Source organism: Vibrio neptunius (genome assembly GCF_000967495.1).
Taxonomy (GTDB): Bacteria; Pseudomonadota; Gammaproteobacteria; order Enterobacterales; family Vibrionaceae; genus Vibrio; species Vibrio neptunius.
In genome coordinates this window covers 1-14,246 of the sequence record NZ_JXXU01000067.1, presented here as the reverse complement: position 1 = coordinate 14,246, position 14,246 = coordinate 1, and the positions used below count along the sequence as shown (strand labels likewise).

Annotated in this window: 12 protein-coding genes and 3 tRNA genes; 14 read left to right on the top strand and 1 reads right to left on the bottom strand. The window is 44.8% G+C overall.

Going from position 1 to position 14,246, the window contains the following annotated elements:
• The first annotated feature begins 57 nt into the window (after positions 1-57).
• The 11 genes from TW84_RS20470 to luxS all read left to right on the top strand — a co-directional run bounded on the left by TW84_RS20470 (position 58) and on the right by luxS (position 11,125).
• Positions 58-134, top strand: a tRNA-Arg gene (locus TW84_RS20470).
• A gap of 49 nt (positions 135-183) precedes the next feature.
• Positions 184-260, top strand: a tRNA-Arg gene (locus TW84_RS20465).
• Between the two features lie 443 nt (positions 261-703).
• Positions 704-961, top strand: coding sequence for an oxaloacetate decarboxylase subunit gamma (locus tag TW84_RS20460; protein WP_019278131.1), 258 nt, complete (start codon positions 704-706; stop codon positions 959-961).
• A 31-nt stretch (positions 962-992) separates the two neighbouring features.
• Positions 993-2,777 carry a sodium-extruding oxaloacetate decarboxylase subunit alpha gene (gene oadA, locus TW84_RS20455; RefSeq protein WP_045977473.1) on the top strand — a complete coding sequence of 595 codons (1,785 nt, stop codon included), beginning with the start codon at positions 993-995 and terminating at the stop codon, positions 2,775-2,777.
• 9 nt (positions 2,778-2,786) lie between these two features.
• Positions 2,787-3,917: a sodium ion-translocating decarboxylase subunit beta gene (locus TW84_RS20450; protein WP_045977472.1), complete on the top strand. Its 1,131-nt coding sequence runs from the start codon at positions 2,787-2,789 to the stop codon at positions 3,915-3,917.
• A 112-nt stretch (positions 3,918-4,029) separates the two neighbouring features.
• On the top strand, positions 4,030-4,980 hold the full coding sequence (locus TW84_RS20445; protein WP_045977471.1) for an NADP-dependent oxidoreductase: 951 nt from the start codon (positions 4,030-4,032) through the stop codon (positions 4,978-4,980).
• Positions 4,974-5,435 carry a YqaA family protein gene (locus TW84_RS20440; RefSeq protein ID WP_045977470.1) on the top strand — a complete coding sequence of 154 codons (462 nt, stop codon included), beginning with the start codon at positions 4,974-4,976 and terminating at the stop codon, positions 5,433-5,435. Before TW84_RS20445 ends, TW84_RS20440 begins: the two co-directional genes overlap by 7 nt.
• An 8-nt stretch (positions 5,436-5,443) precedes the next feature.
• Positions 5,444-8,302 (top strand): M16 family metallopeptidase, encoded by a 2,859-nt coding sequence (locus TW84_RS20435; protein WP_045977469.1) that lies wholly within the window; start codon positions 5,444-5,446, stop codon positions 8,300-8,302.
• A 107-nt stretch (positions 8,303-8,409) separates the two neighbouring features.
• A complete protein-coding gene (gene gshA, locus TW84_RS20430) occupies positions 8,410-9,978 on the top strand; it encodes a glutamate--cysteine ligase (protein WP_045977474.1) in 1,569 nt (522 codons plus the stop codon).
• A gap of 9 nt (positions 9,979-9,987) precedes the next feature.
• A complete protein-coding gene (locus TW84_RS20425; RefSeq protein WP_269982897.1) occupies positions 9,988-10,584 on the top strand; it encodes a transglycosylase SLT domain-containing protein in 597 nt (198 codons plus the stop codon).
• Between the two features lie 22 nt (positions 10,585-10,606).
• The gene (gene luxS / locus TW84_RS20420; protein ID WP_045977467.1) at positions 10,607-11,125 is read left to right on the top strand and encodes an S-ribosylhomocysteine lyase; all 519 of its coding nucleotides are present in this window, start codon (positions 10,607-10,609) and stop codon (positions 11,123-11,125) included.
• Positions 11,126-11,170: 45 nt separating this feature from the next.
• On the opposite strand, the gene TW84_RS20415 is transcribed toward luxS, so the two are convergent.
• Complete coding sequence (locus tag TW84_RS20415) at positions 11,171-11,647, bottom strand: RDD family protein (RefSeq protein ID WP_045977466.1); 477 nt, start codon at positions 11,645-11,647, stop codon at positions 11,171-11,173.
• Between the two features lie 191 nt (positions 11,648-11,838).
• Between TW84_RS20415 and TW84_RS20410 the strand changes: the two genes are divergently transcribed.
• The 3 genes from TW84_RS20410 (at position 11,839) to TW84_RS20400 (ending at position 13,934) form a co-directional block, all read left to right on the top strand.
• A tRNA-Leu gene (locus TW84_RS20410) sits at positions 11,839-11,923 on the top strand.
• 257 nt (positions 11,924-12,180) lie between these two features.
• Entirely contained in the window at positions 12,181-12,588 is a 408-nt protein-coding gene (locus TW84_RS20405; protein ID WP_045977465.1) for a VOC family protein, read from the top strand.
• Between the two features lie 89 nt (positions 12,589-12,677).
• Positions 12,678-13,934: a cyclic di-GMP phosphodiesterase gene (locus TW84_RS20400; RefSeq protein ID WP_045977464.1), complete on the top strand. Its 1,257-nt coding sequence runs from the start codon at positions 12,678-12,680 to the stop codon at positions 13,932-13,934.
• Positions 13,935-14,246: the final 312 nt, after the last annotated feature.

Below are 14,246 nucleotides of genomic sequence, written 5' to 3'. Positions count from 1 at the left end.
CCTTCCGAGCGCGCCACTATCTCGTTTAGTAAGTTTAAAGCTTGTTGAACACCCCGTGCGTCCTTAGCTCAGCTGGATAGAGTACCTGGCTACGAACCAGGCGGTCGGAGGTTCGAATCCTCCAGGACGCGCCACTAATTAAGGTCACTGACCTGATATTGATTCTTCAATATAAAACATTGCGCGCTCGTAGCTCAGCTGGATAGAGTACCTGGCTACGAACCAGGCGGTCGAAGGTTCGAATCCTTCCGAGCGCGCCACCATATAAAAGCCCTGCTAGAAATAGCAGGGCTTTTCTTTTAACAATTTATTATCATTTTGTTAACCTTTATTTTATAAATTTATGTTTTCTATAGGTTTTCTAGAAAACATTCCTTCCTGTGACAATAATCATTCAATTTATTCAATAACGTCTGAAAATAGGCAGTTATTTATTCTTATATCGTCTCAGGTTGCAGATTTATGTGATTTTTATGACGCAATCATCCCTAGAAATGTGCAATATCATCAAGAGTGCTTTAAACAAAATTGACAAATTTTAACCAATCGAGATAATCCTAGACCTCTTATCAGGATATTTGACTACTTTTCCTGAAAGGAAACGTCAGCACAGAACTGACGTTAAAAATGTCATTTAGGACACGAAGTCCCAATTATTAAATGGCCAATATCTTGTCAGGATGACAAAGAAAGGATGCTTAAAATGGAAAATATTGGAAGCCTGCTAGTAGATGCTGCGACCCTGATGCTTACAGGTATGGCCGTAGTATTTATATTCCTAACTATTCTCGTCTATCTCGTTCGGCTAATGTCTAAACTGGTGCCAGAAGAAGTGCCAGAGCCGATCGCTACACCGAAACAAAATAATAAGATTCAACCAACCTCTTCTGCTATTAGCCCCAAGGTAGTTGCAGCGATTTCTGCTGCGGTGCATCAACATCGCACTTCTACTGCTAAGTAGCATTTAAATGGATTAAAAGGAGTTAATGAGCATGTCTAAACCACTAGCTTTAACCGACGTGGTGCTTCGTGACGCCCATCAGTCACTGTTTGCTACTCGTATGCGTCTTGAAGATATGTTACCTATCGCAGCGGAGCTCGATAAAGTGGGGTACTGGTCTTTAGAAACCTGGGGTGGTGCTACCTTTGATGCGTGTATCCGTTTCTTAGGAGAAGACCCTTGGGAACGCCTACGTGCGCTTAAAAAAGCGATGCCCAATACACCTATGCAAATGCTGCTTCGTGGCCAAAACCTGCTAGGTTATCGCCACTACGCAGATGATGTGGTTGAAAAATTTGTCGAACGTGCACACGCCAATGGCATGGATGTATTCCGCATTTTTGATGCAATGAACGATGTACGCAACTTCCAGAAAGCGGTCAAGGCTGCAGTCGATGTAGGCGCTCACGCACAAGGTACGCTCTCTTATACTACTAGCCCGATTCACAATACCGACACTTGGGTTGATCTGGCGAAGCGTCTTGAAGATCTTGGTTGCCACTCTTTGTGCATTAAAGATATGTCAGGTTTGCTTAAGCCGTATGAAGCGGAAGAGCTGATCTCTCGTATCAAATCATCGACCGATATTCCTTTAGCACTTCACTGTCACGCAACGACTGGCCTTTCTACTGCGACAGCAGTCAAAGCAGTTGAAGCTGGGGTCGATATTCTTGATACTGCGATCTCCTCAATGAGTGGTACATACGGTCATACTCCGACGGAAACTGTGGTTGCTATGCTCCAAGGTACAGAGCGTGATACCAACCTTAAGTTGGATGAGATCGAACCAATAGCGACTTACTTCCGCGAAGTTCGTAAAAAATATGCGAAGTTTGAAGGTCAGCTGAAAGGAGTCGATTCACGCATTCTTATCGCTCAGGTGCCAGGTGGCATGCTGACGAATATGGAAAGCCAGCTTAAAGAGCAAGGTGCGGCGGATCGTATTGATGAAGTATTGGACGAGATCCCGCGCGTGCGCGAAGATTTGGGCTTCATTCCTCTTGTGACACCAACTTCGCAGATTGTCGGCACACAAGCCGTAATTAACGTACTAACGGGTGAGCGTTACAAGAGCATCACCAAAGAGACAGCGGGCGTCTTAAAAGGGGAGTACGGCGTCGCTCCGGCTGAAGTCAATGCAGAGCTACAAGCAAAAGTACTGGATGGTGCAGAGGTTATTACTTGTCGACCTGCTGATCTACTCGAAGCTGAATTAGATACCCTCACGGAAGATTTACTGGCCAAAGCGAAACAAGACGGTATTTCATTGGCGGCAGATACGATTGATGATGTCTTGACCTACGCACTTTTCCCTCAGGTTGGTCTGAAGTTTCTTAAAAATCGTCATAATCCTGATGCTTTCGAACCTGCTCCAGGTAAAGAAGAGCCTGTGGCAGCGCCTGCTCCTCAGCCAGAAAAGGGTAGTATCGAGATTTACAGTGTGAAAGTTGACGGGCAAATTTACGATGTAGAAGTTGGCCCACAAGGTCAATTGACATCTGTTGCTCCGTCTAGCTCAACGCCTCAACAGGCGTCGCCAGCTTCTGCTGCTCAATCAGGCAATTCAGAGATGGTTCCTGCGCCATTAGCAGGGAATATTTTCAAAGTGAATGTTCAAAGTGGCTCTCAAGTTGAAGAGGGTGAAGTACTTCTGATCCTCGAAGCGATGAAGATGGAAACGGAAGTTCGTGCAGCCCGTGGCGGTATTGTTCAAGAGCTTCACGTTAAGGAAGGTGATTCAGTAACGGTCGGCGCACCGCTATTGAGTCTGGCGTAAGGGAGCATCATGGACGGATTAATGACCTTATGGTCAGAAACAGGGATTGCTAACTTTGAGTTTGGCCAGATATGTATGATTCTGGTTGGTTGTATTCTGTTGTTTTTGGCTATTCGTAAAGGTTTTGAGCCCTTACTTTTATTGCCCATTGGCTTTGGTGCCATCTTGGCCAATATACCTAATGCAGGCTTTACCGATGAGGGCGGATTGCTTTACTACGTGTACTATGTGGGGATTGAGTCGGGGATCTTCCCGTTACTGATTTTCATGGGCGTAGGAGCAATGACTGACTTTGGTGCTTTGATTGCCAATCCGAAAACCTTGTGGTTAGGAGCCGCTGCGCAATTCGGTATCTTTGCGACGCTGTTTGGCGCGATTCTACTCAATTACGTGCCGGGCATGGAATTCAGCATGCCTGATGCGGCTTCGATTGCCATCATTGGTGGCGCTGATGGCCCAACCGCTATTTTCTTAGCAAGCAAGTTGTCACCGGACCTTCTCGGTGCGATTGCCGTAGCAGCATATAGCTATATGGCTCTTGTGCCTATCATTCAGCCACCGATCATGAAAGCGCTGACAACACCTGAAGAACGCAAGGTTAAGATGGCTCAGTTGCGTCATGTAGGCAAAGCTGAAAAAATTCTCTTTCCACTTGCTGTGTTGTTGATGACGATCTTGTTTCTACCTTCAGCGACCCCACTAGTTGGTATGTTTTGTCTCGGTAACCTGATGCGCGAAGCGGGTGTGGTGGATAGATTGTCGAAAACGGCGCAGAACGAATTAATCAATATTGTCACCATCTTCCTTGGTTTAGGAGTGGGATCCAAGCTTCAATCGGAAGAATTCCTCAATGTAGAGACCTTGGGTATTCTTGCTTTAGGTGCTGTTGCTTTCAGTATTGGTACTGCAGGCGGTGTCTTAATGGCTAAGTTGTTGAATAAGTTCTCCAAAGAAGATATCAATCCATTGATCGGTGCGGCTGGAGTATCTGCCGTACCTATGGCGGCGCGTGTGGTGAATAAGGTTGGTTTGGATGCTAACCCACAAAACTTCCTCCTGATGCACGCAATGGGGCCTAATGTTGCGGGGGTTTTGGGTTCTGCGGTGGCTGCAGGTATTCTCTTAGCATTGGTGAATTAACGTAAGTTATTAGTCAATTTGAGAATAGGCAGTTAACTTGTAGCCAATAAATGGTATATATTCAAAGGGATGCTTTCGCATCCCTTTTTCGTATCGATAGGGAAATGATGACATGGAAAATAAACAAATCGCGATAACTCAATTTGGTGATCCTGAAGTCTTAGCCATTCAAACTAGCGCTGTGCCTGAGCCTCAACAAGGTGAGGTGTTGATTAAAGTCGCTTTTGCTGGCGTTAATCCTATCGATGTGAAAACACGTGCAGGGCTTGGTTGGGCCGCTTCACAGAATAAAGATAACCTACCTTGGGTACCGGGATATGATATTTCTGGTGAAGTGGTGACGTGTGGCGAGCAAGCAAAGCGATTTGTTGCGGGTGACAAAGTGGCCGGCTTTATTGGCTTCCCGCTTCAAGGCGGCGGCTACAGTCAGTACGTGTGTGTGCCTGAGGCCGAACTTAGCTTAGTACCAGAGTCTATCACTTTAGAAGCCGCAACGGTGTTACCTCTGGCAGGGCAAACCGCGGTTCAGGCTTTGGACAAAGCTAGTGTTAAGGAAGGTCAAAGGGTGCTGATTCTCGCTGGTGCCGGTGGCGTTGGTCATATTGCAATTCAGGTTGCTGTGGCCGCGAAGGCTGAAGTCTTTACCACTTGCAGTGAAGCCAACCTTGATTACATGGCAACTTTAGGTGCCCATGCGGTGAACTATCAGTTTTCCCCTGTTTCAGAGCGCGTTGAAGAAGCCGACGTGCTGATCGATCTTGTTGGCGGAGATGCGGCTTTGGACGCGCTCAAGTGCCTGAAAGATGGGGCTAAAGTGGTGACTGTGCCGACTATCACAGCAGAGCTGATTTGCGAAAAGGCCAAATTGCTTGGATTTGAAGCGACAGGCATGCTGGTTGATCCGAACCCTGAACAGTTAGACGCCTTGATTTACATGGTCAGCGTCGGGCTGCTGAAAACTGAGATCCAGCATATCTACCCTATGGATCAGGTGATGGACGCGCATAAACAAATTGAAACTGGACATACGCGAGGCAAGATCTTGCTTGATATGCAGTGCTAGAGACGTTTAACGTCGCGTTTGAAAGTATCGCTCTATGGTTTTCTGATTCTGCACTTTGGGTTCTATTCCTGTCTGGCTTTCTGAGTGCTACCCTGCTTCCAGGAGGTTCAGAAGCTGGGTTGATTGCCGTTTTGAACCTCAATCAATACTCCACACTTTCTGTTATTGCATTGGCGACCTTAGGGAACACCTTAGGTGGCCTGACTAATTACTGGCTGGGTTTATGGTTGCCCAATCGAACTCAAAACGAAAAGTATGGTCATAAAGCACTACAATGGCTGAGTCGATACGGCTATTGGTCCCTTTTATTTAGCTGGTTGCCTGTTATAGGTGATCCGCTTTGTTTGGCTGCAGGCTGGTTGCGAATGCGTTTTTGGCCTTGTTTATGGTTAATCGTGGTTGGTAAAGCATTGCGGTATAGCCTGTTGGCAGCCCTTTATTACGGTTTTTTCTAGGAGATGTCATGAGAAAAATCTGGCTAGGTGCATTTTCTCTCGTTGCTCTTTATGGTTGTTCAAGCAACACACTCTTTTCTGATTCTCAGCTATCTTCACTTCCTCAAGGCGTCTCTTTGATTGAGGAAGTGCCAGCAGAGCCAGGTAAGGCGATGATCCCTTACTCCAAATATCAACTTGATAATGGCTTAACGGTTATTCTTTCTCCTGACGATTCTGATCCTTTGGCCCATGTTGATGTCACTTACCATGTCGGCTCTGCGCGGGAAGAAATTGGTAAATCAGGCTTTGCCCACTTTTTTGAGCACATGATGTTTCAAGGCAGTGAGCATGTTGGGGATCAGGAGCACTTTAAAATCATTACCGAAGCAGGAGGTACCCTTAACGGGACCACTAATCGTGATCGAACCAATTATTTCGAAACGGTGCCTTCGAATCAGTTAGAAAAAATGCTGTGGCTGGAGTCGGATCGAATGGGCTTCCTGCTTGATGCCGTTTCACAACGTAAGTTTGAGATCCAGCGAGATACGGTGAAAAACGAACGTGCACAAAATTATGACAACAGACCATATGGCCTGATGTGGGAAAGGATGGGCGAAGCGCTTTATCCAGAAGGTCACCCGTACTCTTGGCAAACCATTGGTTATGTGGAAGATCTCGATCGTGTTGATGTCAACGACCTTAAAGCATTTTTCCTACGCTGGTATGGGCCGAATAATGCCGTGTTGACAATAGGTGGTGATATAAATGTCGAGCAGACACTGCTATGGGTCAATAAGTATTTCGGTTCCATTCCCAAGGGGCCTGAAGTCAAGCAGGCACCAAAGCAGCCTGCTGTGCTGACAGAAGATAAATACATCACGCTTGAAGATCGTATTCAACAACCTATGGTTTTGGTGGGTTGGCCGACGACGTATCTCGGAGAAAAGGCAGAAGCTTCATTGAATGCGCTTGCTAACGTTTTAGGCAAGGGGGCCAATAGCCTGCTTTACCAAGAATTGGTGAAAACACAAAAAGCCGTTGATGCGGGCGCATTTCAAGATTGTTCAGAGCTGTCATGTAACTTCTACGTATATGCGATGGCTCCGTCAGGAGAGAAAGGTAAACTGAAACCACTTTACGAAGCGCTGATGCAGACGTTGCAGAAGTTTGAAGAACAAGGGGTAGAGCAGGCTCGTCTAGATCAGAACATTGGTATGGCGGAAGCGAGTTCAGTATTCGCACTACAAAGCGTAAAAGGTAAGGTGTCTCAGCTCGCTGCCAACCAGACTTTCTTTGGACAGCCTGATCGACTGCAAACTCAGCTAGAGCAAATACGTGCGGTTTCGCCAGAATCTGTCATGAAAGCTTATGAGGATTTCCTGAACGGCCATCACAAAGTGACGTTGAGTGTGGTACCTAAAGGTAAACTCGATTACGTTGTTGAACCCGCGACTTTTGTTACACCAGAAAGAACGCTACCAGAGCATAAGAAGATCAAGGATCAAGATCTCGCTTATCGCCGCCCTGTCGATGAGTTTGATCGTTCAGTGATGCCTGAAGTAGCTGAAGCTGTGAAGGCACAAATGCCTAAGTTGTACAAACTGTACTTCGATAATGGCGCCGAGTTATTGGGTTCTCAAAGTAGTGAGACGCCTACGGTTCAATTAGAAATTCGTTTCCCAGCTGGTGAACGTTATGTTCAACAAGGCAAAGAAGGTCTAGCGAATCTAACGGCTGCGATGATGGAAGAAGGTACGTTAGATTCAACCGTCGAACAGCTGCAGGCGAAGTTGGATAAACTGGGCAGTACTGTATCTATCAGTGCGGCGAATTATACGACCAGTATTTCCGTTTCTAGCCTTGAGAAAAATTTTCCTCAAACCTTGGCTATTGTCGAGGAAGTCTTATTTAAACCTGCGTTTAATGAATCCGACTTTGAACGTAATAAGCAACAGATGCTAGAAGGGATTGTTTACCAACATCAGAAGCCAAGTTGGCTGGCGTCTCAAGCGACAAGACAAGTACTGTTTTCTGGCTCTATCTACCAACGCTCTAGTGATGGAACGAAAGAGTCTGTATCTGAATTGACTTTGGATGACGTCAAAGCATTTTATCGCCAACATTACACCCCACATGGTGCTCAGATTGTCGTAGTAGGCGATATTACCAAGCGTCAGGTTAAGAATGAATTGGCCTTTTTAGAAGATTGGCAAGGGCAAGAAGCACCTCTATTACGCCCACAACTTGTAAATAAAAAGGGCCCACAGAAAATTTACTTGATTGATAAACCAAGCTCACCACAAAGTATTGTTCGTTTTGTACGTCAGGGGCTGCCTTTTGATGCAACAGGCGAAGTATATTTAACACAATTGGCAAATTTTAATTTGGCAGGTAATTTCAACAGCCGAATAAATCAGAATCTGCGCGAGGATAAAGGCTACACCTACGGGGCAAGTGGTTACTTCGCGGCGAATCGAGAAGTTGGTGCCATTGTTTTCTCTGCTCAAGTTCGTGCCGACTCAACGGTTGCTTCTATCAAAGAGATAGAACAAGAGCTGAGTCAGTATAGTGAAAAAGGAATGACAGATGAGGAAATGAAATTTTTACGCTTAGCAGTCGGTCAACAAGATGCTCTGAAGTATGAAACGCCTTCACAGAAAGCACAGCTGTTAAGTAGTATTCTGGCTTACAGTTTGGACGAAGACTACCTCAAGCAGCGCAATGAGATTGTCGATACAGTGAGTAAAGATACCTTGAATCAGATGGCAGCCAAGTGGTTTACCCCTGATGCATATCAAATCATTGTGGTTGGAGATGCAAAATCGCTAAAGCCTCAGCTAGAAAGTTTGCAAATCCCAGTAGAAGAGCTTGAAATCGTCCGCTAGAGTACACATAAATTAGAGCATGAGAGAGGGTTTGGCGAAGCTCCTGCCCTCTGATAATTTAAACGGTCCAGAAGTAATTGGACCAAAACTATAAGCGAACCTTCATTTTGACTGATTTTGCTGCGCGACTGGAGCGAGTTGCACAAAACCCTGATATTTTTCAATCCTTTAGTCGTGGTGTAGAGAGAGAAACGCTACGTTATAAAAAGGATGGCAGGCTGGCTACGACTCCTCATCCGAAAGAGCTGGGCTCTGCTTATGCGAATGATTGGATTACGACAGATTTTTCGGAATCATTGCTGGAGTTCATCACGCCTGTATCCAGTGACATCAAAACTCTGACTGCGCAGTTAGAGGACATTCATCACTTTACTCAAACTAAATTGGGTGAAGAGAAAATGTGGCCGCTTTCCATGCCATGTTATGTTAGCCAAGAAGATGATATCAATCTTGCGCAATATGGAAGCTCTAATTCAGGCAAAATGAAAACCCTCTATCGAGAAGGTTTGAAGCGTCGCTATGGTAGTCTGATGCAAATCATCTCTGGTGTGCACTTCAATTTCTCTTTTCCAGAGTCGTTCTGGGATGCACTGTACGGACAGCAATCTGAACAAGAGCGTCAGACGATTAAGTCTGAAGCATACTTTGGCCTAATTCGTAATTACTACCGCTTTGGCTGGCTGATTCCTTATTTCTTTGGTGCTTCTCCAGCGCTATGTTCTTCTTTTATAAAAGGAAGAGATAGTAAGCTACCTTTCGAAAATATCGGTGAAACCCTATATCTTCCCCATGCGACTTCTTTGCGTATGAGTGATCTGGGTTACACCAATAGTGCTCAGAGCATCTTGAAAATTGGTTTCAACAGTCTGGAAGAATACTTGGATGGCCTTAATGCAGCGATACGTACGCCGTCTGCTGAGTTTGCTGAAATTGGAGTTAAGGTAGGCGGTCAATATCGCCAGTTAAACAGCAATGTATTACAAATTGAAAACGAACTGTACGCACCAATTCGACCTAAACGCGTAGCAAAAGGTGGTGAGAAACCATCCGAAGCTCTATCGCGTGGTGGGGTTGAATATATCGAAGTACGAGCATTAGATGTTAACCCATATAGCCCGATTGGTATTGATGAAGACCAGATTCGCTTCTTAGACCTATTCCTTACCTGGGCGGCGATTACTGAATCAGAGCCGATGGATTTCTGTGAGCAAGCATGTTGGCGTGAAAACTGGAATAAAGTGATTGAATCTGGGCGTAAGCCAGGCCTAGAACTGCAGATTGGTTGTAAAGGTGAAATCTTGACTCTACAAGATTGGGCACAACGTGTATTCGATGAGATTACTCTAATTGCAGAGAAGATGGATGCAGCTGTTGGTGGAGAAGCCTATCAATCGGTTTGCCATAAGTTGATGACTTGGATAAATAACCCGGAGCTGACAATTTCTGGCCAGCTTTTGGCAGACACTAAGCGCTTGGGTGGACTGGGTAAAGTTGGCTGTGAATTCGGCCTACAGTACCGCGAAAAACATTTGAATCATGCGTTCCAAGTGTATAGTGCGCAAGTAATGGAGCAAGAAGTTGAACGTTCCCGTGATGCACAAGTAAACACCGAGCAAGCTGATACGCTCAGTTTTGATGAATTCCTAGATGACTATTTTGCTTATTTAAAGTCATAGGAAAAAGCTGTGAAAAGGACTTTACTGCTAATCAGTATGATGGCTTTAGGTGGTTGTTCGACGGCGCCACCTAAGAATCAAAGCAATCTTTGTGATATCTTCCGTGAGCATAAAGATTGGTATGATGATGCGGCGGATATGCAGGAAAAGTGGGGGACGCCTATTCAGGTCGCGATGGCGTTTGTAAAGCAAGAAAGTAGCTTTCGCCATGACGCTCGTCCGCCTAAAGATTACCTGTTGGGAATCATTCCTTGGGGGAGAGTCAGTAGCGCTTACGGATACGCGCAGGCACAAGACCCCGCATGGGAAGATTTTCAAAAAGCGACAGGCCATGGTGGTTCGAGAACCAACTTTGATGATTCATTGATGTTTATTGGTTGGTACACAAGTGAAACCCAGAAGCAACTAGGGATCTCCAAATGGGATCCTTACAATCAATATTTGGCCTATCATGAAGGACGTGGTGGTTATAAGCGTAAAACTTATCAATCCAAACCTTCATTGATCAAAGTTGCTCGTAAAGTTGAGCAGCAGGCAAAGGATTATGGTTGGCAACTCAAACAGTGCCAGCAAGAACTGGAAAGCAACCGGAGCTGGTTTTTCTAGCTCGGTAGGAAGGAGAAGGATAATGCCATTATTAGATAGCTTTACTGTGGATCACACTCGCATGAATGCCCCTGCGGTGAGAGTCGCTAAGACGATGACCACGCCGAAAGGCGATACCATTACTGTGTTTGATCTACGTTTTACTGCACCAAACAAAGACATTCTTTCTGAGAAAGGTATTCACACATTGGAGCATTTGTACGCAGGTTTTATGCGCAGTCACTTAAACGGCGATAGCGTAGAAATTATCGATATTTCGCCAATGGGCTGCCGTACTGGTTTTTACATGAGTTTGATTGGCAAGCCAACAGAAGAGCAGGTCGCTCAGTCTTGGTTATCAGCAATGCAAGATGTGCTTAAAGTGGAAAACCAAAGCAAGATCCCGGAATTAAACGAATATCAATGCGGCACCGCAGCCATGCACTCTCTTGAAGAAGCAAAGCAAATAGCCCAGGCGATTATTGACGCAGGGATCAAAGTGAACCTCAATAACGAGTTAGCTCTACCCGAGTCAATGCTTAAAGAGCTAAAAGTCGATTAAATCAGATATAGATAGAATAAGAGGAAGGCAATGCCTTCCTCTACTTTATTGAGCTTTAGGTAAGACAACGACTTGTGTCTTAGCCCAAATGTCATGGAAGCCACGCTTTTTCGGATCAATCGGGACAGTAAAATTAGCTAGTCCAAAGCCTGATGTCGCAATTCGAATTAAAGCCTGGGTAGTTGAGATCGCACTGCCATCGGCGTTACGTACTTGTATTTTCCAAGCTCTCATACCAAGAGTTTGTCCTGCGCGAGTCCAGAAGAAAACAAAGAAGTAGATCCAAACGACGGCGAGATACGAAGTATAAACTGGTCCCCATATTGGGTGATTGGTGAGAAAGTCGCTGACGTCTTCGTAAGGAGCAGCATTAAATCCACCCATAGCAACCAGCGCATGCAAAACTGCAATTACGACGCCAGCAGCCATCATTTCAATCGCAATCACGATCAGACCATCGTAAAACAATGCACCGAGGCGGCGCATCAATCCTGCTGGTGGCAGGGTATCTGTTGTCGACATAATAATAACTTACCAAATTTTAGAAGGCGTCAGAATATAGCTTCACTGTGAGTCTGAAAAGAGACTTTGCGCACAGCTTAATAATTTGTGGCGATTTTATCAGCAAACGGCAATTAATTCAGTCTTTTGCACTTGCACGAATACTTTGCTTACGTATAATGCCAACCATCAAAGGGCAACAGCCTAATGATGCCGGTGTGGTGAAATTGGTATACACGACGGATTCAAAATCCGTTGCCTTCGGGCGTGGCGGTTCAAGTCCGCCCACCGGTACCATATTTAAACAGCAAAGCCTCGACGAAAGTCGGGGCTTTGTTGTTTCTAAACTCAATAAATTTCCATTCCAGTATTAAAGTGATGAGCCTAGCCGTCTCATAGCATCCCTTCTTATGTTTAGGCATTTTTAGTGTCCCAATGTCTTACTAGCGCTTACAGTTGCGCTGATAAATCTCAAAAATCTTTAATTTTTTCTGCTAGTTAAGCAATTATTGTCTATCTTTAAAGAGGAATGTTATCTGAAAGGACCCAAATCGATGTATCAACTCACCCCCTATTTATTTTTCGCTGGGCGTTGTGATGAAGCTCTTGAATTCTATTGCAAAGCTTTTGGCGGTGTTGTTGTCACCAAGCAGTATTTTAAGGATGCACCACAACATATAGAGGGCGCCGATCCTGATTGGATTATGCATGCAGAATGTGAAGCATTTGGGATGAAGCTGATGCTATCGGATGGTCTAGTGGCAAAAGAGCGTTCTGGCAATCATATGGCATTGTCGTTGGTATTGGACGATCTCAATGAGCAGGCCAGATTGTTCGACAAGCTGTCACACGGAGGTCATATAATGATGAACTTATCTGACACTTTTTGGGGAGGGCGCTTTGGAAAAGTAGAAGATCAGTTTGGTATTCGTTGGATGCTGCATTGCGATGTAGTGAAGTAGTCGAATAGAGGGCACCTCCAAGTTTGCCGTTGGTAAACGCAGTGTTTATATCACCTAAATTATTTCAAGGATTAATTTGTATATAAATCGTGGCTAGCATAAAGATCACCGTAGACAGGCTCCAGCCAGGGTTGCATATCCGACTCCCTGTCAAATGGAATGAGCACCCGTTTTTGTTTAATAGCTTTAAGATTAAAGACGAGGAACAGATCCGTTTGATTCGTCACTTAGGCATTAAGCATGTCTTTATGAATCCGAATCAAAGTGATACTCAACCTCTTCCCCCTTCGACTGAGACTGAGAAAAAGGATGATGCTTCAGCAGAGGAGATCGATCTTGAAGCACAGAAGTTATGGAAAGAGAAACAAGATCGGATTGAAAAGCTCAGTGCGTATCGGCGCAGAGTGATCAATTGCGAAAAAGAGTTTGAGCGCTCGCTATCGAGAATGCGTGCAGTAATGAATAAAATTCGCAACCGACCAGAACAGGCCGTGGATGAAGCTGCGCAGTTGGTTGATGATATCGTTGATAAGCTACTTAGTGATGATCATGTCACGTTACACTTGATGAACGGTAAAAGTGAATTTGAAGATATTTATTTCCATTGCCTCAATGTTTCCGTCATCGCCATGATGATAGCCCAAGCTAAGAAGCTTGAAGCGCAGAAAATTAAAGAAGTCGCTTTTGCTGCTCTTTTCCACGATATGGGAAAAGTCAAAGTCCCTTCTGCAATTGTACGTAAGCAGACCCCTTTAAGCGAACCAGAAAAGAACTATCTTAAACTGCATACTAAATACGGTTTGGATATCGCGAATAATATGGAGAGCTTTCCTGAAAGTGCAAGTACGGTCATTGCCCAGCACCATGAGTTGAATGATGGCTCGGGTTATCCAGAAGGTTTGAAAGGGGAGCAAATTGATGAGCTGACGCAAATTATCTCAGTAGCTAATGCTTACGACAACCTGTGCCACAGCAACGTTCCTTCAGAGCAAAAGATACCTTATGTGGCACTTTCTCATCTATATAAGAACTGTAAGCATCTATACAACAACGAAAACCTAAATATCCTAATTAAGTTCATGGGCATCTACCCTCCGGGAACCGTGGTACAACTGTCTAATGATATGGTGGGGTTAGTGATATCGGTGAATGCACGTAACATTCTTTTCCCCAACGTCCTTATCTATGACCCCTCGGTTCCGAGAACGCAAGCCCCCATCATCGATTTGGCAGAGAAGGAAATAAAGATAGTCAATGCTATTCTGCCAAATAAACTGCCAGATAAAGTTCGTGAGTATTTAAATCCTCGCTCAAGGATCTCTTATTTCTTCGATACTGATGACTAGTTATCCACAGTCTTTTGTGGGTATATTGCCAATAAGGTGATGATAAATTGGTATTAAATAAGCGCTTGAATGATTAATAGTCATTCAAGCATTTTTTTATCAAAAAAACGGTTTTTGTGCTTGCCTTCTTTCCTCGTCTATCTATAATGCGCATCCACTGACACGGCAGACGCCACAAGGCTTCAGCAGTGTTAGAGAGGTGAAAAGCTTCTGAGAAAATAAGTTTGAAAAAGTGTTTGACTCTTCAAATTATCTCGCTAGAATGCACCTCCGCTTTGAGAGAAAGTTTCTTGAAAAGCAAAGCTCTTTAAC

Coding starts and splice junctions, on each gene's coding strand:
- TW84_RS20460 (WP_019278131.1), top strand. CDS start 704: ATGGAAAATATTGGAAGCCTGCTAGTAGATGCTGCGACCCTGATGCTT.
- oadA (WP_045977473.1), top strand. CDS start 993: ATGTCTAAACCACTAGCTTTAACCGACGTGGTGCTTCGTGACGCCCAT.
- TW84_RS20450 (WP_045977472.1), top strand. CDS start 2,787: ATGGACGGATTAATGACCTTATGGTCAGAAACAGGGATTGCTAACTTT.
- TW84_RS20445 (WP_045977471.1), top strand. CDS start 4,030: ATGGAAAATAAACAAATCGCGATAACTCAATTTGGTGATCCTGAAGTC.
- TW84_RS20435 (WP_045977469.1), top strand. CDS start 5,444: ATGAGAAAAATCTGGCTAGGTGCATTTTCTCTCGTTGCTCTTTATGGT.
- luxS (WP_045977467.1), top strand. CDS start 10,607: ATGCCATTATTAGATAGCTTTACTGTGGATCACACTCGCATGAATGCC.
- TW84_RS20415 (WP_045977466.1), bottom strand. CDS start 11,647: ATGTCGACAACAGATACCCTGCCACCAGCAGGATTGATGCGCCGCCTC.
- TW84_RS20405 (WP_045977465.1), top strand. CDS start 12,181: ATGTATCAACTCACCCCCTATTTATTTTTCGCTGGGCGTTGTGATGAA.